We start from the raw sequence: 21,560 nt of genomic DNA, 5'->3' as shown, positions 1-21,560 counted from the left end.
TGGAATAGGTTGTGTTCAAGGGGTCTAAGTCGCTCCAGTACCGAAGGTAAAAATGACCGAGGACCGAAACAGGTTCCTGTAGATTTGACTGAGCGGGAGATTCTAAGATTTCGTATAAGTGGTTCTATCGAAAAGTAGCCCGGTAGTTAGCTGTCCTTATATTAAATGTAAAAATCGGGCAGTGAAGGGGTGCGTGTGGTGTATAATCGGGTTAAGCGCCCTCGATTCATGACAACATCAAGTTGTTCGATCGAATTTGATCTGCTAGTTCAGCATAGAGGTGGGCACAACTCTCTTCCTGAGACCGGTGGGGAGCCGTCGTTCCTAACGTGTCCCAGTTTCCTACAAGGACCAAGCGTTTTCGGGCTCTCGTAACCGCAACATTTAGTCGGCGTGCACCTTCCTCCGGGAATTCCAGAAAACCGCTATGTCCTTCGTCGTTGCTGCGAACGAACGAAGCGATGACCGCCTCACGTTCGCCTCCCTGGAACGAGTCCACCGTGTCGACGGTCACTCGCTCCGGATTATCGATATCGAGTTGATTGATTCGTTGCCCAACCTTCCCAATCTGTCCACTGTAGGCAGTAATGACTCCGATGTCTTCGGGATCAAGCCCACTCCGAACGAGAAGTTCTACCTGCTTTGCTACGGCCTCGGCTTCCTGAACATTGTAGTACGAGTTCCCGTGAATTTGTCTCTGCTCATTCCCGTCGATATCGATTCCCATTAGCGGTTTTAACTCGTCAACGGTCCAATCCCTATTTCGCTCGTCTGTTTCGAGATTTCCGTTGTAGAACATTCGATTAGAAAACTCCGCGATGGCCCCGTTCATTCGATACTGTTTTCGGAGAAGAATGGAAATGTCATCCCCGTATCGTTCAAGTAAATATTCGAAAAGCGAAACGTGCAGATCCTCCTCCTGTGTCGCCTCATTGGCGCAATACGGGGAAAGTTGCTTGTGGTCTCCGGCTAGTACTAGTTTTCTTGCACAGTTCAGGGCAATAGCTGTGGCTGGCCTGCTCGCCTGGGTCGCCTCATCCATAACCGCAATATCAAACTTGTCCTGTTCGAACTGTGCGGCGCCACTCGTAGTCGATGCAACGACGTCAGCGCTATCCACCGGCTGATCCACATACGTCTCTTGGACGACCTTGTTTCGCGTGTTGTACCCGACACGCGCGATCGAGAGCTCTCGATCCGGATCCTGTGCCATCGCATGCAGGGTGTCCTCTTCGGGGGAACCCCGAGTGCTATCCCCTACTAATAGATTGTCCACTGCCTGGTTCGAATGTGCCGTTACGAGGACTGATTGGCCACGTGATGCTGCTTCTTCCACTAACGCTGTGAGTGTGCGCGTCTTACCAGTCCCAGGAGGGCCGTGAATGCAAACGATGTCGTCCGAACACTCGGCCCAGATAAGTGCCAACCGCTGGTACTCGTTCAGGTCGATGACTCCTTCTGGCAGGTCGTACTTATTGACTGAGAAACTCACTGCCCGTTGCCCGGTGAGAAGTTCCCGTTTCTCGTCGTTGTGCTGGACCTGCTCGATTGCCCTGAGACGTCGGTCGAACGGTACAGGGTTCAATAACTCGTGGAGCCAAATTTCGGCATCCTCTCCGATGAGAAGCATATCCACAGCTGTATCCTTCTCGATGTTCCCCCACATCGGTTGGAAGGTGATCGTCACATCGTCAACCGACAGAAGTTCGACTTCGATGGGGAAGTTGTCTTCACCATTCTTGATATCCAGAATACACTGGTTCCCTTCAAAGAGCCCTTCATCGCCTCGTAGGTCTACTTCTTCGTCTTCGTCAACAGCTAACTGATACCGGTAAGCTTGTTTTCCGTCCGCCCCTCTGGTCTTGGAAATGTGGACAAACGGTCCCGATACCCGATTTCGACGTATCCCTTCCTGAAGGCCAAGGTCTCTGTAGTTCTCCCAGTTGGCATCTCGTTCCGCGTCTCGCTCGGACCGGACGAAGTTCTTCAATTGGCTGAACAACTTCTGTTCCTCAGTACTGCTTAGACGGTCTACTGGATCAACCCGTTCTGGTGGTAGTTTCGACTCGTCAAATTCGACCTCCAGGTCGGCGTGATTCGACGGAAGCCAGAACCGGATCCGATGTCCGATCTCGTTCGTCTCTAACCTATCACACGAGGCGAACCGTTCCGTGCCAGAAACGCCGAATCCTGCGTCGTACCAGCCGATCTCTTCCCTCTCTGGCCGGTAATAGACATACTCGTTCGTAGGGTGTGGTCCGTCGGTCGCGAATAACGGGACGACGAACGCGTCTTTGTCGTTCGCCTTCATCCCGAGTATGTCCTTCGCGCGGGATGCCGCCTCCGCTACGTCAACACGGGCATACTCCGTCCCACGCACGTCAGTGTCGAGCAAGTCCGCACCACTGTAGTGCCAGCCGTCGAAGAGTTCGTTAACATTCATGTTGGAGATAGTTTTCCGCGACCTTAGTGGTCGCTAAGTTTCGATTGAGACATTTTATCGCCGTCATCCGCGAAGACGTTCGGACTGAATTCCAGGTCCAGGACGTCACGCGTTCGTCCGACTGCAAGATCACGGGCCAGCTCCCAGTCGTCGTGATCGTGCGGGAGCACCTGGAGGAGTGCCTTCAGTGTGGATTTGAACGTCGAATCGGAATCGAAGTTCCGCTCGCGAAGCCAGTCACAGCACGCGCTCTCGCCCTGTACGTCGTAAATGTGCATCGCCGCATGGACTTTGTCCAGCGCGAGTCCGAACGACAAGTCGTCGGGATTTACCGGCGTCCGACTGGACCGATTCTCAGGTTTCTCGTTGCTATTCTGCACGCGATCGGCGTGCCCGCGGAGGCTGATGTCGCCGGTGCTCTTTCGCCACGTCTTCGTGTTGCGCTTGATATCGTCGATGTCGACGCCGATCCCTAATCCGAGTTGGTGACCATCGTCGTAGGAGAACGTCTGCTTCTCGTGGACGAGCCAACAGAGCACGTACCACTCTGTGATGTCATCGAGATCGTCGATGCCCTCGACTTCGAGGTACTCGTCGATGAGGATCCGCGTGACCGCCTCCCGGGCTTCTTCGAGCGCGCGTCGAGGCTTGACCTCATTGTCTTCGTCGTCGACGACCGGGTAGGCGTCCGCGAACACACGTAGTGTCGGGCCGAATGCGCTGATGATGACGTCGGTTTTAGTGAGGCTCAACCCGGAGTCGATGAGGTCGCGGGCGGCCTCCTGCGCTGCAGTCCGGGTGTCGGTTTTGACGTCGCTCCAGAGCGTTGGAGTCGTGTCCTCGGGGTCGCGTTCTTCGTGGGGTTTACGACCAACGAGGAGGAGGGTGGAGTCTGCCGATCCTGTTCCTTGGGTATCAATTCGTGCTGGCATTTCACTTGTAATTGGATGAGTGGAAGTGATTGTGAATCCAGAATTTATAAGAGACATAGTTAGTGTATCCCAGGCATCAGTCTCTTTATGAGTGAACATCACCGTCATCACCCCACCAGAATCTAAAACCCGATACACTTCAGAGAATATATCGCCCATTTTATCTTCGTAATTTTGGTCTGCAAGCTCTTTCTTCGAATGTTCGTTACTAGCGACTGTAGCGAATTTGCTTGGGTTAGCCACAGCTTCATCCATTTTATCGGTAAGATCTGAAGAGAACAGATTTGGCAATGTATCCTTAAGGTATGGTTTAAGAATAACATAAAACATATCAGACAGCTCCGCGTACATGATACTACTGTAGTAGGGAGGATCCATTATAGCAGCGTCAACACTACCATCTGCAAACGGCATTTTTGCTGCGTCTCCAGAAACGACATCTGCAGCCCCTACATCTCCGGGCAAATAACGGACTAATATTTCATAAGATTCAATTATCTTCTCAATTGCAGATTGATAGCTTCCCATACCCCCAACAGACATATTGATGTCGGCGAATGATTTGGCTAATGAAAAATGCTTTCCGCCCATTGCATTAGATGGGTAGCCCTTCCCGGTATGCCATGGTGAAAATCGAGAGTTATAGTCTATTAATTTTCCTGGCGCAAGAGAAAGAATAGCTAAAATCGCTTCGGCTTTTTCAGTTGAATACTTGTCCTGAATTTGGCCGATGTGTTCGCGGAATGACTGCAGGTATTCATAATGAGAGACTATTTGGCGAGGAGTATACATGTTCTTCCATTCGGTGACGCCGTACTCTCGTGGCTCTCGGGTTTTTTCACCTTCCGGAACTTCGGTCGAAAGAAAAGACGAAATTTGATAATCAGATTCAATTCGGTCTTTGGCTTTCGTTAGTGCCTTTTGATCTGCATCGTTGGGCGCACGAAATTTATACTCCCCATTTGTGGTGATTTCGCGAACACAGTAAACATCAAATCGAAACTCACCATCTTGATATCGCTCTTGGATTGCTTCTGATTCGGTTACAACCCCGCACTGCAGACATTCAGCATCTCCTCCGCGCGAAACGGGTCCATCAGAATGATCGAACTCTTTTAAAATCTCTTGATCCGGTTCTACAAGGCAGTCATACGAAATTGAACCAGATTCGTCCAGATCAGGTTTAGTAATAACTGTATCTGCACTCTTTCGAGTCCGGATAGACCACTTTGAAACCAAAGGGAGATCCGATCCGCACGTCGGACATCCAATGGTGTGGGTTGTCACATAAGAATCGACGGTTGCTGTATCTTCTCCACTTGGAAAATATTCTCGTAACCTTTCTTCGGCAGATTCGTCGATCGTCTTACTCCACTTAATGAGTTCTTCTTCCAGAGAACCTTCCTTAGGAGCATATTGTAGAAGGACTTTGAGTATTAGTGAAGGAACCGGATTAAGCTCATTTGCCTTTGTCGGAAGCCCGTAACGGAGCGATTCGAAAGGAATGACTCCCCCTCCTGCTGTTGGATCAATAATCTCTGGAAGGGAACCATCCCAGTGCTTGCGTAGACTCTCATGGAAGGTTTCTAATTCTGTATCGTTGGGAGAGGACGTGAACGGCCGTGGATAGCCGTAGTGACCTTCTAAGTTCCCGTCTCGGTTCTGTTCATTAGCCTTCTTGCGTTCTACGTACTCACTGATGGATTCATCTTCAACGCCTTCTTTCGGTCCAATTTGCATCCATCGAAGCAAATCGTCGGGGTCTGTGTTCTTTGGAAACACCGAGGCTAGAATTGCCAAACGAGTGGCAGGAGTCGGCCTCCGAGCAAACCATGGATGAAGATAACGATGAGGAGGCATATGCTTTGGATTTGCCTCCTTCAAGTTCTCGATACCGACCGCTTTCAGCGGCAACTTCCCCTCGATGGCTAGTGGTTTCAACGACTCCTGCTCGTCCGTTTCCTGCGCCGGTTGTTCACTCATGAGTTAGATATGCGAAGTCAGCATCGTTCGTAAGGCCTTCTCGCCGTTCGGGCTCGATGGCGATCGACACTTCGCGTGCCAGTAGTAGCACTCCTCGTCGCTCATCTGCGCGATACCACGACAGAACGCCCGCATCCGATCGACGCGCTGGATGGGCTTCACACCCAAGAAACCCAGCGCGAGACGGACGCCCACAGTCTCCGGGAGGAAGACATCGGTGTGACCGCCGCTCGTGACAGCCGTGTCGTCGATGTCCGCACCGTCGAGGGTTTCCTTAACGAGTGGGAGGATGGACCGTAGACGACTCTCAGAGAGTCGGGATACCTTCACCGCTGTCCAGGTATCCCATTCCCAACAGTCTGCATCGGGATCGGTCGAGTCGTCGAACACCTCGTCGAAAGGCTCAATCACGAGTCCACGGTTCGGATTCCCGCGCTTCAGGCGCTCGCAACGTGCCGTTGCTTGGTCTTCCGGGAGGAGTTCGTATAGTGTCAAGCGAGCACCGTCGGGGCCGTCGCGCCTGGTGAGCGCAAACGTTGGACGGCCACCATACACGCTACTACCGAAGTGTCCAGTACTGAGATTGTTTTGGGGGAGTGGCTTCGCTCCCTGCAGATCGGATTCCGTAGTGGGGTGGGACGTCATTGGTGAACCTCTGGGGCTACTTCGACCGGTCCTCGTGCTTGAACCTTCACATCGATACTGGTGTCTCCGAGGGCTTCTCTGAGTTCTGCCAGGACGTCATCCTCAGCGTCAGTAAGTGGTTCCGGATCGTCCAGCTCGACGCGGAACTTCAACTCGACTCGCGACGCATCACCGAAAGAATCCGGCTGGTTCGTCACGTTCGAGAACTCGTCGATGCCACCAGTAAACGTTGCGCGGTACGAGGCTCCGCCAGACGACTCCGTCTCGTACTGCATCCGCACCGAAACGGAGTCGGCTCGATCGCCGAAGGCCTGCCGTCCAGCGATGAACGACCCTTTCGAAAGCTGTTCGTCGCCGCCGGTCTCGACCGTGACGCGGTCGACGCCAGGATCACCGCCGGACGTCGCCTTACCCAGTGCGTGCGTTCGGACTTCGTTGAAAGCACGCGAGGCTGCCATCAGACTGGTCGATTGCTCCCAGTCACTGGGCCGGCTACAATTATCACACAGTCCCTGTGCGTTCAGCTGACTTTCATCCTCGACGGCCGTCCCACATCGGCTACAGGTCGGACTGTCAGGTTCGTGCTCCGGACAGTAGTCGCCAACTGCATCGACTTCAACGTTACAACTGTCCTCCGCACACAGCGCTTCTTCGACCGCCGGGGCTCGAATCGATTCGTGATGGACGTCGAGGAGCGAGCCGATGTCCGTGTAGACAACGTAGCCGTCACCGATTTTCACGTCCGAATCGCGGATGCTGGTTCGGACGTCGTCCGACTCCGCGAGTGGGTCTGCCTTCCCCCAGTTTTCTGGGCTGTCGTCTTCGTCGCCATCCCAGTACGCAAGGCCGCTCTCACTGGCCGTACTATCCCAGTAGGTGTACCCCGCGTCGTCCACCATCTTCGCCACCGTCTTTCTGACCGGCTTCGTGTTCAGCAGGTACGGAAGCCCTGGCTTCTTAGCGAACTGCGTGACCAGCTGTTCCGTAGTCATGCTATCCTGGGTTTGCTGCCAGAGTTTCTGCTTGAAAAACGCGACACCCTTCGCGCTCGCGTCGGCCCGAATCAACCGGCCCTCAAGGGTCTCTTCGACGGCGTTCACCAGCGTTGTCCCACCATTGGCCTCGGTAGCGTTGATTGCCAGGTGTGTCAGGCCGTTGCGGTCGACATAGTACAGGTGTCGGTAGACGCCTCGAATCTGTTCACCAAGGAGTCCGTGTGTCCGGTCGCGGCGCTCCCGAAGTTCTTCGAGCTGCTCGTTAGAGAGGTCAGCAGTCTGTTGGGAGTCGTCAAGTAGTGCTTCGATGGCTTCCAACTCTCGTGCTGCGTCGATGGCGCCATCGATGCGTTCCTCGTTGGGTGCGAGGAAGAGAACGTAGTTCTTGTACACACGGCTTTGGGTCTCTCCACCGTGCTTGGAGGCCGACTTCTGATACAGTGTCTGGATTTTGTCCGGGATCTCGTTTCCGCCGTCGGAGACTGGCGCCGAGTCCATGTGCATGACGGCGAGTTGCGGTTTGGACACCTTGTCCGGAAGATCGGCCGGTGCCTCTGGGAAGACTACTGTCTCGAAACCGCCTGTTCCCACCTCGGATTTTTGAAGGCGCGACTTGAACCGATTACGAGCCTGCGCGTCGGGTGTGTTATCCACGCGCTGATTGATGATCTTGAGGAGATTCGGTTCGGACTTGAAGCGGACGCGCTCCTCGTCGTAGAGGTAGTAGCACGCGACGTTCATATCGCCCCCCGTGAGCGCCTCCAGCGCCGAGTCGTAGTTGTCGAATCTGATGTCCGGATGTCCGAGCGAGATATTCATCTCCGCACGCGTAAGCCCGGTCGCTTGCTCCCCATAGGCGAGGCTGTGCCAGAGAAATGTAGTGGTCAGGTGACTACCCAGACGTGGTATCCCTTTCTCGGTCCACTTCCTGTCTTCGAGTTGTGTGTGCGCCGTATCGTCTTCGCTGTAGATATCTGCAGAGAGTGCTGCACTTAGATCGACGAATTCGAATAGCGTCTCACGAAGTGTCGAGTCAATACTCCCATCAGGGGCGTTATCTGCGGGGGAAAGGTCGTAGAGCCGAATCCAGTGTCGGTCGTAATGATCGGGCTGGTTGTTCCAGAGATAGTAGACGGCACGAGCGAGGAGCTTGAGCGCGCCTCGTGTTCGCTGGAACTTCGGAATGGTGTCAATCTTCTCGGTGAGTGTATCGATGATCGTTGGATGGAATGGATACTCGCGTTCGAGTCGGTTGACGTAACTCGCGTCAGTCGCTTCTTGCGTGAACTGTCGATCTCCCTCAGTATAATATTGGAAATAGGATTCCGCGATCGACTCGGCCTGTGCACGTTCAATATTCTCGAAGAGACGGTGTTGGAGTACCTGTCCGACCTCGTTTTCGGACGTCGGCGTGATGGTTTTGTGCTGGCGACGACCGATCTGGTTCAGTTCGTCGATGAGAGTACGAACGTTCTCGGCTTCGTCCTCGAATGCCGTGTCCGCGATACTGTAGACGACAGTTACCTTCTCGACTTCCGATGCGGTCTCCAGCAGCGATAGGATGAACGTGAGCGTCTGGCTGGCGAGAGTCGTATTGCCCACCTCGACACCGGACGCGGCCTTTAGATACGCCGCAATTTCGTCCGCGAGGATTAGCGCTGGTCCTTCACCAAACTCGAAGAGGGCTTTGAGCGTATTCCCGCCTGGAGCCTGCCGTTCCTGGTCATACTCCTTGATTTGTTCGTAGCCCTCACTCCCGTAGAGTTGATAGGCAAGCTCACCCCACATCGTTCTGGTGTTCGGGGCGTTTGGATCCGATCGGTCGCTTCGGGCATTCCGTGCGTCGACGTGGCCACCGACGAATACGGCGGAATCAACTTCGAGCCCTTCCTCCACGGCATCGACGTAGTTCGTTGCGAGATCTGCATCGGCATCGAGGAGATGGCGACCGAGATCGTCCACAGCGGTAGGATTCGTAGCCAAATGATATGACGCAATTAGGTCGTGGGTCTTTCCACCGCCAAAACGAGTGTCGAGGCACAGAATACTGCTCGAATAGCCTCCGCTATCATAGCCACCACTCGAAAGAAACCGGCCGGTGAGATTACTGAGGAGCGTTCGAAGCCCGTCAGTGGGATACGTCATATCGTAGAACTCAGCTGCATCGCGATACACCGGCGCAGCATCGTCGGATGAGTGAGCAACTGTCGCGAGACTCGCAGCGAACTGCTCCTCCTGCAGTGTTCCATCCAGTACATCGTCTCGCGGAGTGCATGATTCGAACAGGCTTGGATATTGGCTATTCATTGTTGATTTACCTCCAATAAGATTCTAAAACGGTCAAGAACTCGCTTTGTGATAACCCTGAAATTATGGAGTGAGTAACGCCGTGGGGTTGTTCGATGAAGCCTTCCAAATTACTGTCATTCATCTTGAGGATATTTAATTTAGAAATCAATAATTGCACACTAATCGACCTCAAACTATTTTGGTTAGTTGGCTTCCGGGTCATTGAGATGAGGATATCAATTGAGCCCACTGACAAAACTTTTGGCTAAAAAAGTCAGACAGGTCCCTCCGCTATTTCGGGATGGGAAGAAAGTCCCCCGTTCTTTGTTACGGGTTTCATGGCGTCTGGCGCGGAAAGGACGGACTCGATTGGCAACGCGAGCGGCTGAAACTCGACTGTCGAAGTACGACACTGGAGCCACAGCTGGAGTGTGACCTCGCGATTGAAGATGCATACGATGAGCTACCCATCGAGTGAGCGGACAGCAATCCAGAAACGAGGGAGGCAAGCGTCGGATTCGTTGGCTCTCGGAATCGCTTATTCCATCAACGAGCCGATCACGTCCTTCGATAGCGGCTCCATCTCCACCAACTCACCTTCGGCCGTGTAGAACAGACTCGCCGTCACCGCCCGATCCGGATACACCTCGTTCAACACGTGCCAGTAGACGCTCAGTTGCGTCCGGTACTCGTCCTCGGCGTGCCGTCCCAGAACGGTTTTGTAGTCGACGATCTCAACAGCGTCCTCGGCCACGTGGACGAGATCAACCACCCCGCGTATGGTTACCTGCTCGCCGTCGACCTCGAGTGGCATGTACGCATCCTCCTCGACCCGTAACTCGCCCTCGAACGAGTCGAGCAGCTCTGCCACATGATGCTCGTCTTCCTCGTCGCTCCGCGGTTCGACGTCCTCGCCCAGCGCGTACCGTTCGGCGAAATTGTGCACTCGTGACCCGTACTCGGCACCCCGACCCTCGTCGACCGCCTCGAAGACCTCGTCGTTCATCAGCGAGTGTGGCGAGTAGCCTCGCGGCCCCGCCGGTTCCGGGATCCCGACGTCGAACCGGGTCTGGACGGTCTCACCAACGGCTGGCCGTTCCACTGCAGGCTCGTACGTCTCCACCGCTACCGGCAGCTCTTCGAGGAAGGTATTCGGCTCCTCGCCCGCCGTGAATACCAGGTGGTCCTCAGCTCGCGTCATCGCGACGTACAGCAGCCGGCGTTCCTCGTCGTACTCCGTCGGACGACAGCACTTGAGGACGTCCCAATACCAGTTGTCGTAGACGTGCGGCTGGTCGTGGGCCTCTCCGTAGCACGTTCGCTGTCGAAGGCCGAATCGCTCGTCGTAGACGATCCGACCGTCACTCCCGCCCGTCGACGGGAATTTGTTCGCGTTCATATTCGCCAAGATCACGATCGGATACTCGAGTCCCTTCGCCGCGTGGATCGTCTGCACCCGAACCGCGTTCGACCCTGCGGCAGCGGTCACCTCGTGGGTTGCACCGGATTCGACCTCGCGCTCGATAAAGCGGATCAGGTCGCCGCGGGTCATCGTCGTCGCGTCGTACACCGACTGGATCGTCGTGCTGAGAACCTCGGCCGTCGGACCGTCGTACCCGTACCGATCGAAGACTCGGTGGGCGACGGCGCTCACCGTCTCGAGGCCGTCGAGTTCGTCGCGGAACGCGACCATCCCGGACGGATAGGACCCAGTCGAAAGCACGTGCTTCATCTCGTCGAGCGTGTAGCCGGCTCGTTCGAGGACGACCGCCCAGCCGCGATCCTCGTCGGTCCCACCCTCGAGGATCCGCAGCCACGCCAGCAGGAGTTTGGCCGGGTCGGTCCGGAAGAGTTCGACGCCGCCCTCGTAGGCCATCGGAAATCCGTGTTCCTCGGCGGTCGCTAACAGCTCCCGACCGAAGTCTCGCGTACGGGTCAAGATCGCGATATCGCCATACCTGGGTGGCCGGAGCCCATCACTCCCTCCACCGTCTCTATCGTCCCGAACCGCGTACTCCTCGTTCCCAACGATCTCGCCGATCTTCGTGAGGACCGCTTCGTGCTCGTTCTCGTGCTGGATCGCTTCGATGTGTGAGTGATCCGCGTCCGTCTCGGCCTCGAGCGACACGACGTCCTCGAGCACGGCTTCGGCGTCGACCTCCTCACTCCCGGTCCCGGGGACGACCAGCGCGTCCTCGGATCGATTGACGATCGCCTGCGTGGATCGATAGTTTCGGTCCAGTTCGATCTCGTTCACCTCGTCGAACGACGCATCGATCCGGGACCTGTCGGAATTCAGGTCCTCGACGAACCGATGGAGTCGGTCTTGGAACTGGGTAATGTTCTCGACGTCGGCGTACTGGAACGAGTAGATGCTCTGCTTCCAGTCGCCGACGACGCAGACGTTCTCAGTCCCGGCGAGTAAGAGTGCGAGTTTGAACTGGATCTCGCTCGTGTCCTGGAACTCGTCGATCATCACGTACTCGAACGTGAGTCGGTCGCGTAGCGCCTCGTTCTCGCACAGGTGGACGAACGCGAACAGCTGGAGGAACGAGAAATTGAGGTAGTTTCGCGAGAGGGCGAACGCCAGGTACTCGACGTAGACGTCGTGGACGAACGCGAGCAGGCCCTCGCGATCCTCCTCGAAGACACGGGTCCGGACGTGCCCTGGAATCGCCTTCGATCCCGATTCGCCGCGAATCTCCGCTCTGGACGGAGCGTCGGGCAGATAGCACGCATCGGAGTCGTAGTCGGTGAGCGATTCTCGTAGCTCGGACTGTTTGCTCCCGCCGTTCCGGGGGCGGTTCAGTTCCTCGAAGACGGCCTCGAAGGCGTCGGCGTCGCCGTAGAGCTGCTCCTCGGCGTCACGATACCAGCCTTCCATCGTCGGGAAGACGCCGTTCGCTGCGAGGTTCTTGATCACGTCCAGGATGTCGTCAGGATCCGAGATCGCCCGAAGGAGATCGTGGTGCTCGGGGTGATCGTCCGTGAACTTGCCGACGAACTCCCGGAAGTATTTGCCCTCGATCGTTTCGTCTTCGAGCACACTGGTCGACCGTGTGATCGCCTCGTCGAGGCCGAGGTGCGAGGGCGCGTCGAAGCCGTGTTCGCGGAGGATGTCGTTACAGAGCGAGTGGAAGGTTCCGATCGGGGCATCGCGGAGTTCGCGTGCGCCGTACTCGGAGTGGGCGACGATCCGGTCGCGCATCTCCGTCGCGGCGTTCCGCGTAAACGTATTTAGCAGGATGTCGTCTGGTTCGACATCGTCCTGTTCGACGATCTCGGCGTACCGCCGGGTGATGGTGAACGTCTTTCCGGTCCCGGGTCCGGCGTCGACGAGGTAGCACCCGTCCGTGCTCTCGATCAACTCGCGCTGTCGGGGGTTCGGCGACGTCATCGGTCCGCACCTCCGTCAGTCGCCGGCTCGCCGTTCGTGGTACTGGCCTCCCCGGACGCGGCCGCTTCGTCCTCGAGCAGGAGATCCCGGTGATCGACGTATCGGTCGTTCGGTTCGCCGCCGAGTCCGTGGACCGGGAACCGCTCCTCGCCGCGTCGGTACGCGTTCAGCTCCTCGATCCGTTCCTCGACGAACCGCTCGAACGCGTCGAGGTCGTCCGCGAAGTAGTTTCGTTTCCGAAGCCCAGCCAGGTACCGACACGCCTGGACGCAGCCTTTGCGAACGTACTTGTAGTCCCCGACGGCGTCGATCATGTGTTCGGTCAGCGCTTCGCCGAACGGCGACTCGGCCAGTTCGTTCCCGTCGCGCGTCTTCGGGATCGGATGCGTATCGAGAACGGACAAGAGCGCCTCGTGGTCGACCTTCGAGAACGTCTTGTTGCAGGCGTTCGAGGCGTCTTCGCACAGCCCGTCGAAGACCTCTGGCATCGTCACGTGTTCGTCGTAGGCGATCGGGCGATACTCGACCGTCGTCAGGCAATCGTCCAGGTCGGGATCTCCGGCGACCACGTCGTCCAAGCCTTCGAGGAAGTGGAAGAACGTGAACTGGAGGCGCTCTCCAGGACGTAATCGACGGTAGTAGGTCAGGTAGAGTAGGGCCTGGTAATTCGGTGGATCACCAGGTTGATCGAGGGCGGAGTTCTTGGTTACCTCGGACGCACTCTTCTTCGAGCCGCTCTTGAAGTCGAGCAGTCGATTCGGTCCCAGAACGAGGTCGATTTTCCCCTTGAGACCGATGTCGTCGTCCTCGAACCACCGTTCGGTGAGCGGCGAGTCGACGGGTCGGCCGAAGTACTCCGCGAAGAAGTTCGTCCCCCAACCGCTGGCAGGAGTGAGGAAGTCGAATTCGTCGTCGACGGTATCGGGGCCGCGCTCGTCGAGGAATTGTGCGATCGTGACCAGACCGGCTCTGTACTTCGTCCGTTGGATCTCCAGATCCACGGGTCGGTGGAACGACCGCGTCTCCTCGAGCATTACATCGACGAGCTGGTCGACGACGTCCGGATCAAGCGTCCCACCATCGTCGTCCGCGACGACGCCGGGGTGTGTCGCGTAGAACTCCGCGAAATCGTGGAAGAGGTTTCCCTCCGCGAAGTAGTCCTTGTCCGGACCGTCAACTAAGCGCCCGAAGAGGTAGTCCCTGGGGGAGTTGGCGAACGAGTTGAGACTCGACTGGCTAATCGTCTCGACGGTATTCGGTTCGATATCGGCCGCTACAGGCTCCCGGTCGAACCCGTGGCCACTCGTTCGAACCGTCCAGGTGTGTGCGACCGAGTCGAAGTCACTGAACTGTTCGAACGCTTCATCGAGCAGATCCTCGAAGTACAGGGTCGGCGCTACTGGCGACCCGCCAGCCTCGTCGACGACGAGGTAGTGCTGCTCCACGCCGCTCTGCATGAGCGACTGGAAGTCGCGAACGTTTCGCGCGAACTCCTCGTCTCGGTCGACCCACGGTCTCTGGGGCGCCGAGTGTGTCCAGCCCTTGCCGAGGCCCAGGCAGAAAACGACGGGTCGGTCGACGAAGCCGGCCGACGTTGCGTCCGCGAGGAGGACGCCTTCGTTTTCCCGGTCGATCGGAACTTCGTACGTCTGGAGGTAGAAACGCAGGCGATCGACGACCGATTCGGTGAGTGGCTCGTCGAGAATACCGAGGTGATCCAGCTCGTCCTCGAAACGATCGAGATCTCGATCGATCCACCCCTCGTACGTAGCCATCGCCTCCGCAACCGTTCCCTCCCGGCACGAACTGCAATACTCACGAATAGACTCGATAGCCGGATCGTCGACCCCAGACAGTCGCTTCTCCTCGTGTTCGACGTCGACCGTCGCACCGATGTGGGTGAGAATCGGCCGAATGTCGCCCACCGTGCGATCCGAGCCCGCAAACACCGCCCGCAGTAGGTCGAGAAGGCACCGAATGTCCCGGTCCTCAGTGAACCCGGGCCCGCCGTAGAATGGAATCCCTTCGGCTTCGAGCGCCGATTCTAGTAGCGCCGAGTACTCGCTTCCGGCATCGAGAACGATCCCGACGTCCGCTGCCGTCTCCTCGGTAATCGTCTCGAGGAGGGCGTCGACGATCGCCGAGGGCGAATCGAAGAGTCGGAACGGCGGCAGGTCGAACGGCTCGTCCGTGAATCGCTCGACGTCGTCGTACGACGACGGCAGGATCGATCGTTCGAGCGGCGTCAACTGGTCCCTGCCTACGACGGCGACCGACGGGTACTCCGTCAGATCGACGTGGTAGGTCGTCAGCTTTTGTGACGTCGTCTCGAGTGGTTCCATCGCCTCGATCACCGTGCGAATAGCCGGCGTGTCGAACCCCTCGTACGTACGGACGGCGTCGATCTCGCCCTGGTGCTCCCAGCACTGGAGTACGTCGCCGATGGCAGCTGCTGCTTCCTTCCATCCCAGGTCAGTCCGGTCGATCACCTCGAGGAACGCGAGGCGATCCTCGGCGGTCTCTCGGCGGCGAGCCGCAAGCCGGCGGGGCGTGATCGCGAAGGGGCCGAAGTGGGGCCGTTCGAGACGACGGTTGAGCGCGCTCGCGAGCGGCGCGTCGGGAACGATGACGAGGTCGTACTCGGCCACCTCGTCGTAGAGTGTTTCGATGGGTTTCGTTCGCGAAAGAGACACACCCTAGTGTCATATTCCCCGTAGATAAACATACCCGCCGTCGAGACTACCAGCATCTCTGTAGATACTGGTAGCTGAGACCCTCCTACTTCACGTACCGTCTTACCGAACGTCACCATAGCGTCTCTCGAGAATACCCGTCCCCATCAGCCCCTAGCCCTTCTGGATTTCAGTTCCCGTCGTGACTTCGAATGAAACCGCCCTCGTCGATAGCGTCTCGGCGATCTCCTCGCGCTGAGTGGTAGTCAAATCCTCACGTTCGAGGACCCTCCGGGCGGCTGCAACCTGCGAAACGAGGTCCTCACAGGCGTATGCGACCGCATCGCTTCGATTACAGTCGTAGAATTCGGAAGCCCTCTCGATCGACCGAAACCGCCACTCGTTGCCATCGTCGGTGCGGATTCGTACGCTCGCCGGGATCGTAGTCCGTCCCATACTCGTGAACACGAGCCGCAAATCCTAGATTTTTGCGGTCACTGGATCGGGTTTCGTTTAAGTAGTCTAAAGCTCATGACCGTGATCAGTGCGGATCGCGGTCTCGATCGCAGTTCAATCGGCGCGATATGAACACGGACGCCTCCCGCTCGTGTTCATATTCGGGAAACGGATTCTCTCGACGTGCGACCCCAAGGGATCGCTCGACTGGTGGACAGTCGACGACGTGGAGGAAATTCTTGCTGACGAGTTCGGGTCGAATCCCCTAGTCGTCGAACCGTCCGCAATCGCCTAACCGGCCTCTCTGAAGTCGGTGGACTGACTGCCCTCGGTGGGGCGGCCGATCCTACACTCGGTATCGAATCGCGGAGTGATACATCTCCCGTAACGACCGAAGAGTTAGACCGGGCAGGAGTCCTGTTTTAGAAGGTTATCCGCTTTCGTGTCGTTCGGCTCTGTCCTGACGTACTTCTTCCCGCTTGATGTCGTTGCTCCGTGTACCTCTGTCTCCTGTCCCTGATACTTCACGATCACTGTATCGCCGTCGACTTCCACCATATCGTAGACCTGCGCAGGGGTTCTTGTTACGATATCTGTGTTTTCACCAGGGAAGCCAATGGCTTCTATACACCGGCAGTCGTCGTGTGTGGAATTTTCATCAATATTCACACACTGGACAACATACGTTGCCATGCCTGATAATCACACGGTGGACTGAAAACGATTCCGAGACCGGAATGAAAGTGAAAAGTTCTCCTCTCCACCGACCAGCATAGGGATGAGCCACAGCCTTTGAGACTCTGGCGGGGCTGAGAGGAGGCGGAGTTTCGAAATTTTCGCGCGCCCCTACGGGAATGGTAGGGTCGCGGAGCGATCCAGTCCCCTACGCTTCCGCTGAGCGGAGGCGGGGCGGTTAGTTTGGGACCTTGGCCTTAGCCACACGTTCTAACACGAAAGTCGACCCGCAGGGTCGAAGTTCGTCGTCGGCTCGACGACGATCGTGCCGGTGACCGGGCCGACCGACCCGGCCCAACGCCCACGAAGTAGAGAATTTCACGGAAATGTACGCGAAACGAGGGGGTCAGAATAGTGTTGCCACTCACAGGGGCCGCGCTATCGGGTCGCGCGACGTCCCTTCAGTCGGAGGGCTTCGAGCTGGCTGCGCTCGATCCGTTCATCCATCTCCGCGTGTCGTTCCGACCGGCGGTGTTCGAGAATCGCATCGTGATCCGGTGCGTTGGTGAACGCCTCCATCAGATTCCGCCACCGGATCATCGAGCCGTCCGAGAGTTCGACGCGAATGTGGACGCCGTGATGTGACGAGAACCGCTCGCAGACCGCCGTGTATGCCTCGCGGGCAATCTCGCGAGCGTGCTCTCGGTCGGTCGCGGTCAGGCGCGGCTTCAGCAACAGGCGACAATCGTCGCGATCACACTCGATCCCGGCGTCGTATCGTGTCCGCCACGTGTCGAGCGCATCGCTCGCGACACCCTGGGCGTCCTCGGCAACTTGCATCGCCGCGCTCCCGATCTCGCGAGAGAACTGCTCGCCGGCGGACCGTACCCGCTTGATCATCGCCTCGGCCGCGTAATCGCTCTCGATCTCCAGCTGGCCGTAGGTGTGCCGGACGAATCCCTCCAGGCGATCGACCGCTCGGAGGATCGTGTCGTAACAGTAGCCGGTGCCGTCGGCCGCGTCGGCCGGCGAGACCTCGCCGCCGTCGCTTAACAGGAACTTTGTCAGGGCCTCGTCCGACGGCTTCATGTCGCCCCACAGGCACATCACGGCGGCCTCCTGCTCGCTCTCGATCTTCGGAAGCGGACAGTCGACGAGTTTCAGTGACCGTCGCTCGCGATCGTCCGGGTCGAAGTACGCATCACCGAAGTACCGACCACCGCCGGTGACGTCGAACCCGGCCCACTCCAGGACGTTCGCGAGTGTCTCCTCCAGCTCACGCCGGAGGTCGTTCCGATCGAGACCGTCCTCGCGGTCCCAGTACACCGTTTCCTCGGTCACGCTCGTCTGGTACCCGACCTCGAGCTTCGGATGATGCCCGAACTCGTCCGACTCGTACGTCTCCGGGTCTTTCAGATAGTAGTGCTTGACCTCCTTCCCAATACGGTGACCGCGGATGAGCTTTCGTGCTCGCTCGTCGTCGACGATCGTCGCGACGTAGTCACCCGGTCGGTCGCGATTGTCCTCGACGTGTTTCCGATACCCCGACCGATCGCCCTCGAGAAGACTGTGAATCCGCGCGAGCGGCCCGTCGGGTGCGTAGATCGGTCCGCTATCATCCCGGCAGACACGAACGTAGACCGCGGCGTCGACGATGGTGCTCGTCTCGTGGAACTCGTGGAAGTACCGCCGAGGGAGTCCGAACGCCGCCGACGCCTCGGCCAGTAGGTCCGGGTAGCGATCGAAGTCGACGTTCGACGCCTGGATCTGCGCGTCGAGATACGGCAGTCCCAGGTCCATGTAGCCGTTCACCTCGCTGACCTCGCCAGTCTCGTCGTCGCGCTTCTTCATGCCAGGCCACCGCGGCCGGTAGGTAATCGTCCCGCCCTTCACCCGCTTCGATCGATCCGCGCGCTCGTCGTCGTACGTCTCGTCCTCGCAAACGATATAGATCCGATAAAGGTAGGCCGTATTCAGTCGGTAGCTGGGGTCGTCCCACGGAACAATCGGCTGATCGTCGTAGTCGAGACAGGCGTGCCAGGTCTCGCCGTCGACGTCGAACGTCGCCGTCGGCTTCCCGCCGGTCTGCCAGTCGTGCTCCTTCCGCGTCTTCGTCAGCGCGTAGTACGGTTTCAGGCCGTCGCGCACCATGTGAAAGTGCGCGTCGAACTCGTGGCACTGGAATCGGAGGAACTGCTGGACCGCCATCTACAGCCCCTCCCTGTCTCGGAAACAGTTCGGACAGAGCGCTACCGACTGGCCCAACCGTTCGCGTACGTCGCGATCCTGGCACCCACAACCCACACATTCCGGCCACCGAACGCCCGGCTCGTCGTCACTCTCGTCATCCGTCGCGACTGGTTCCTGCGGCTCCGTGACCCCGAAGGCCGTCAAATCGGTCACGGCTACGCCTCCGTCGAAGGGAACGCCGAGAGCACCGCGTTACGTGGTGACTCCCTCTCTTCCTCCGTCGTCCGGTCCGCGTTGCAGGGATTGATCGTCGTCGGATCCGGATGGTGGACGATCTCGACGTCCTCGAGCTCGGCAACGATCTCCTTCGCGAGCAGTCGCCGGTGACACCACCGGCAGTCCTTCTCCCAGCAGACGAGCCAGAGGTCTCGCTCGGTCGCGACAGCCCGCAGTTCCTCGACCAGAGTACACGGACCCGGATACGATCGAACGTAGCTCAGATACCGCCGTTCGAAGTCGACGGTTTGCCAGGCCACGTGGCTCGGAAATGGTGCACCATCATCCTCGGCGGAGGCTTCGACCGTCTTGTACGCGTGGAGCAGATTCGCCGGCGGACCGAGTGCAGGAACGTTCCTGTCGATGAGTCGGTCGAGAAACGGCTTCGGACGCCGCACGACGCCGATCACCTCGGCATCGTCGTCGGGTTCGAACTGACTGAGTCCGCCGAAATAGGTCGTCCGGACGCTCACGGCAGCTCACCGTCCTCGATCGGCGCACACGACAACCGCGGCAGACGGCGCGGCGTGTACTGCCGGTCGCGCGGGTACAGCGTTTGGCAGTTGAAACACAGCGTTAGCCCGACGGCCTCGTCCGGCCGGACGTAGACCGCCGCAAGTCGCGGGTCCACGACCTCGGAACACTCGTAGCAACGCGTCACCGTGGATCCCCTCCGTTGGTCGCCAACGTCGAACTCGTTCGCCGATCAACCGTGACGATCACGTCCCGATGAATCGGACCGCGCTGGAGCAGAACCGTCTCTTCCCGCTCAAACGCATGGAAGGAGCGCATCCCCCACGAATTCCAGCCAAATACGATGACGGCCCCGTCAGGCCGGACGAGTTCATTGAATTGCTCTAGCGCGCTGTAGACGTCGCTTGCGTGCAGGCCGTCGTACTTCTCCTCTGCCTGTTTCTGATCAAACGGCGGGTCGAAAACCACCGTGTCGAACGACTGGGGATCGAAATGATCCGCGATCGTAGCGACGTCGAGGTGCGTATCCGCGTCGAGATCCGGGTTCAGGTCATTCCTGACGATTTCTCCGTCGTGGCGCAGCTTCGTTTTCCCGGCGCAGGCGTTCAGAACCCGTCCGGTCAGGTTCTTCTCGACGAGACGACGAGCAGGCGTGTACTGGAACGTCCATCGACCAATCATCCGCGCTGACCCATCAGGATCGCGACCGCCGTTCGAGACGAGCTTCGTGACTGGCTCCGGCCGTTCGATCGCCTCACTCGGCACATTGATCACCTCCGTCCGTAGCGACGGGCGCACTCGCGGCCTCGATCTCGCTCGCCATCCAGCCTCGCTGCTTCCCGATGCCGCCCCCGTCGCTGTAATCGATCGCGTCGCGAAACGGGAACGAGACCGTCAGGTCGCCTCGTGTCCGAAGACCGTCGAATACGTCGCGATCGCGTAGCCGCTCGTGATACTGTTTCCCGAGCAGTACCTGCAGCTCGACGTCATGCGGATCGACACCGCCGGCCACGTCGTCGATCCACGTCGCGAGAGAGGTGTGGACGTCCAGCGCCCACAGATCTACGAGCGTCGTCACATCGTCGCCGGACGGAAGCCGCCCGTTGTGATCGACTGGGACGTCGTCGAGATCTTCGATGTGCGTCTCGTAGTACCCGATCGGATCCGACGGCTTCAGTACCCCGTGTTTGGCCGAGATGATCCGTCCGTCGTCGCCGATCGTCTCGTAGTACTCGCGCTTGTTGGTCCAGTAGCCACCCTGATACCGGTCCGCTGCTGGGATCGGGTCGTCCGAAGGATACTTGCGTTTCGAACACCCCACGGCAACGAGCGTGACGGGCGGTCGATCGCGGTAGGCCTGGATCGCTCGCTTGGCTTCCAGCGCATATCCGAGCCCGTACGCGCAGCCGTCGGTGTCGATCAGTCCTCGATCCGGCGACCCGACCAGTTCTTGGACCCCGACGAGATCGTCACAGGTGAGTGCGAGGCGGGCCGGCATCGACTTCGGGACGCGAGCATCGGCCAGGACGTGACGGAGGAGGCCGTAAAGACCGATCTTTTCGGGCGGAATCTCGATCACTTCGTCAAGACGGCCGAATTTGTGGATCTCGACACGAACGTGACCGGCGCCGTCACTCGACACAAAGCTCACCTCCAGGCCCGACGAGGTCCTCGAAGACGGCGGTCCACGGTACCTGGCGGTACTCGTCGGCGTCCCTCCCACCGTCGCCCGTCTCCCACCACGAGGAAATGAGACAGTCGACCGTCTCCGCGCTCAGTAGCGACATCCGCTTGATGCCCCCGGTATCGTAGATCGCCAGGACGTACTCACCGCCCGCCTCGAGGAGCCGTTCGTGACTCTCGCGTCGAATCCACCAGCGGCCGTATCGCCCGCGGTAGCGCGTCCGGCAGGACTTCACCTCGACCGGCGTTCCAGCCTCGATGATCGGCCCCGACGCCAACTCGGTTTCGAGCGGGGCGACGAAACGCGCGTCGAACCAGTCGGGCTCTCTGTCGTCGCCCGCGACGTGTTCGAGCGGCCAGCGTTCGCACGCGGCCGTCTCGACCGTTCGGCCCCAGTCGGCGTTGTCGGCGACGCTCACAGCAACTCACCTCGAACGCGGTTGAGCTCGC

15 protein-coding genes are annotated in these 21,560 nt (G+C 58.4%); 1 reads left to right on the top strand and 14 read right to left on the bottom strand.

The window, feature by feature from the left end; translation table 11 throughout:
* Window positions 1-226 precede the first annotated feature (226 nt).
* From NO366_RS02550 to NO366_RS02520, 7 genes are all read right to left on the bottom strand, one after another.
* The gene (locus NO366_RS02550) at window positions 227-2,443 is read right to left on the bottom strand and encodes a DEAD/DEAH box helicase (RefSeq protein WP_256532747.1); all 2,217 of its coding nucleotides are present in this window, start codon (window positions 2,441-2,443) and stop codon (window positions 227-229) included.
* A 23-nt stretch (window positions 2,444-2,466) separates the two neighbouring features.
* Window positions 2,467-5,358 carry a DUF1156 domain-containing protein gene (locus NO366_RS02545; protein ID WP_256532746.1) on the bottom strand — a complete coding sequence of 964 codons (2,892 nt, stop codon included), beginning with the start codon at window positions 5,356-5,358 and terminating at the stop codon, window positions 2,467-2,469.
* Between the two features lie 3 nt (window positions 5,359-5,361).
* Window positions 5,362-5,913: a DUF7680 family protein gene (locus NO366_RS02540; RefSeq protein ID WP_425493195.1), complete on the bottom strand. Its 552-nt coding sequence runs from the start codon at window positions 5,911-5,913 to the stop codon at window positions 5,362-5,364.
* 86 nt (window positions 5,914-5,999) lie between these two features.
* On the bottom strand, window positions 6,000-9,305 hold the full coding sequence (locus tag NO366_RS02535) for an ATP-binding protein (protein WP_425493194.1): 3,306 nt from the start codon (window positions 9,303-9,305) through the stop codon (window positions 6,000-6,002).
* 520 nt (window positions 9,306-9,825) lie between these two features.
* Window positions 9,826-12,684, bottom strand: a complete 2,859-nt coding sequence (locus tag NO366_RS02530) for a UvrD-helicase domain-containing protein (RefSeq protein WP_256532743.1) — start codon at window positions 12,682-12,684, stop codon at window positions 9,826-9,828.
* A complete protein-coding gene (locus NO366_RS02525; protein WP_256532742.1) occupies window positions 12,681-15,377 on the bottom strand; it encodes a PD-(D/E)XK nuclease family protein in 2,697 nt (898 codons plus the stop codon). The genes NO366_RS02530 and NO366_RS02525 overlap by 4 nt, the downstream gene beginning before the upstream one ends.
* Window positions 15,378-15,530: 153 nt before the next feature.
* On the bottom strand, window positions 15,531-15,812 hold the full coding sequence (locus NO366_RS02520; RefSeq protein WP_256532741.1) for a DUF7692 domain-containing protein: 282 nt from the start codon (window positions 15,810-15,812) through the stop codon (window positions 15,531-15,533).
* Between the two features lie 88 nt (window positions 15,813-15,900).
* On the opposite strand from NO366_RS02520, the gene NO366_RS02515 reads away from it, so the two are divergent.
* Window positions 15,901-16,107: a hypothetical protein gene (locus tag NO366_RS02515; RefSeq protein WP_256532740.1), complete on the top strand. Its 207-nt coding sequence runs from the start codon at window positions 15,901-15,903 to the stop codon at window positions 16,105-16,107.
* A 104-nt stretch (window positions 16,108-16,211) separates the two neighbouring features.
* Here the strand turns inward: NO366_RS02515 and NO366_RS02510 are convergent, their stop codons facing one another.
* The 7 genes from NO366_RS02510 to NO366_RS02480 all read right to left on the bottom strand — a co-directional run bounded on the left by NO366_RS02510 (window position 16,212) and on the right by NO366_RS02480 (window position 21,529).
* A complete protein-coding gene (locus NO366_RS02510) occupies window positions 16,212-16,505 on the bottom strand; it encodes a DUF3892 domain-containing protein (protein WP_256532739.1) in 294 nt (97 codons plus the stop codon).
* Between the two features lie 420 nt (window positions 16,506-16,925).
* The gene (locus NO366_RS02505) at window positions 16,926-18,695 is read right to left on the bottom strand and encodes a DUF7845 domain-containing protein (protein ID WP_256532738.1); all 1,770 of its coding nucleotides are present in this window, start codon (window positions 18,693-18,695) and stop codon (window positions 16,926-16,928) included.
* 197 nt (window positions 18,696-18,892) lie between these two features.
* Window positions 18,893-19,426: a DUF488 family protein, N3 subclade gene (locus tag NO366_RS02500; protein ID WP_256532737.1), complete on the bottom strand. Its 534-nt coding sequence runs from the start codon at window positions 19,424-19,426 to the stop codon at window positions 18,893-18,895.
* The gene (locus NO366_RS02495) at window positions 19,423-19,614 is read right to left on the bottom strand and encodes a hypothetical protein (RefSeq protein ID WP_256532736.1); all 192 of its coding nucleotides are present in this window, start codon (window positions 19,612-19,614) and stop codon (window positions 19,423-19,425) included. The genes NO366_RS02500 and NO366_RS02495 overlap by 4 nt, the downstream gene beginning before the upstream one ends.
* On the bottom strand, window positions 19,611-20,192 hold the full coding sequence (locus tag NO366_RS02490; protein WP_256532735.1) for an RsmD family RNA methyltransferase: 582 nt from the start codon (window positions 20,190-20,192) through the stop codon (window positions 19,611-19,613). Before NO366_RS02490 ends, NO366_RS02495 begins: the two co-directional genes overlap by 4 nt.
* Complete coding sequence (locus NO366_RS02485; protein WP_256532733.1) at window positions 20,182-21,069, bottom strand: DUF6884 domain-containing protein; 888 nt, start codon at window positions 21,067-21,069, stop codon at window positions 20,182-20,184. The genes NO366_RS02490 and NO366_RS02485 overlap by 11 nt, the downstream gene beginning before the upstream one ends.
* Complete coding sequence (locus NO366_RS02480) at window positions 21,059-21,529, bottom strand: PD-(D/E)XK family putative nuclease (protein WP_256532732.1); 471 nt, start codon at window positions 21,527-21,529, stop codon at window positions 21,059-21,061. The genes NO366_RS02485 and NO366_RS02480 overlap by 11 nt, the downstream gene beginning before the upstream one ends.
* Between the last annotated feature and the right edge of the window lie 31 nt (window positions 21,530-21,560).

Source organism: Halovivax cerinus, from assembly GCF_024498195.1.
GTDB lineage: Archaea > Halobacteriota > Halobacteria > Halobacteriales > Natrialbaceae > Halovivax > Halovivax cerinus.
The sequence above is the reverse complement of the archived record's forward strand: the minus strand, read 5'-3'. Positions and strand labels throughout refer to the sequence as shown.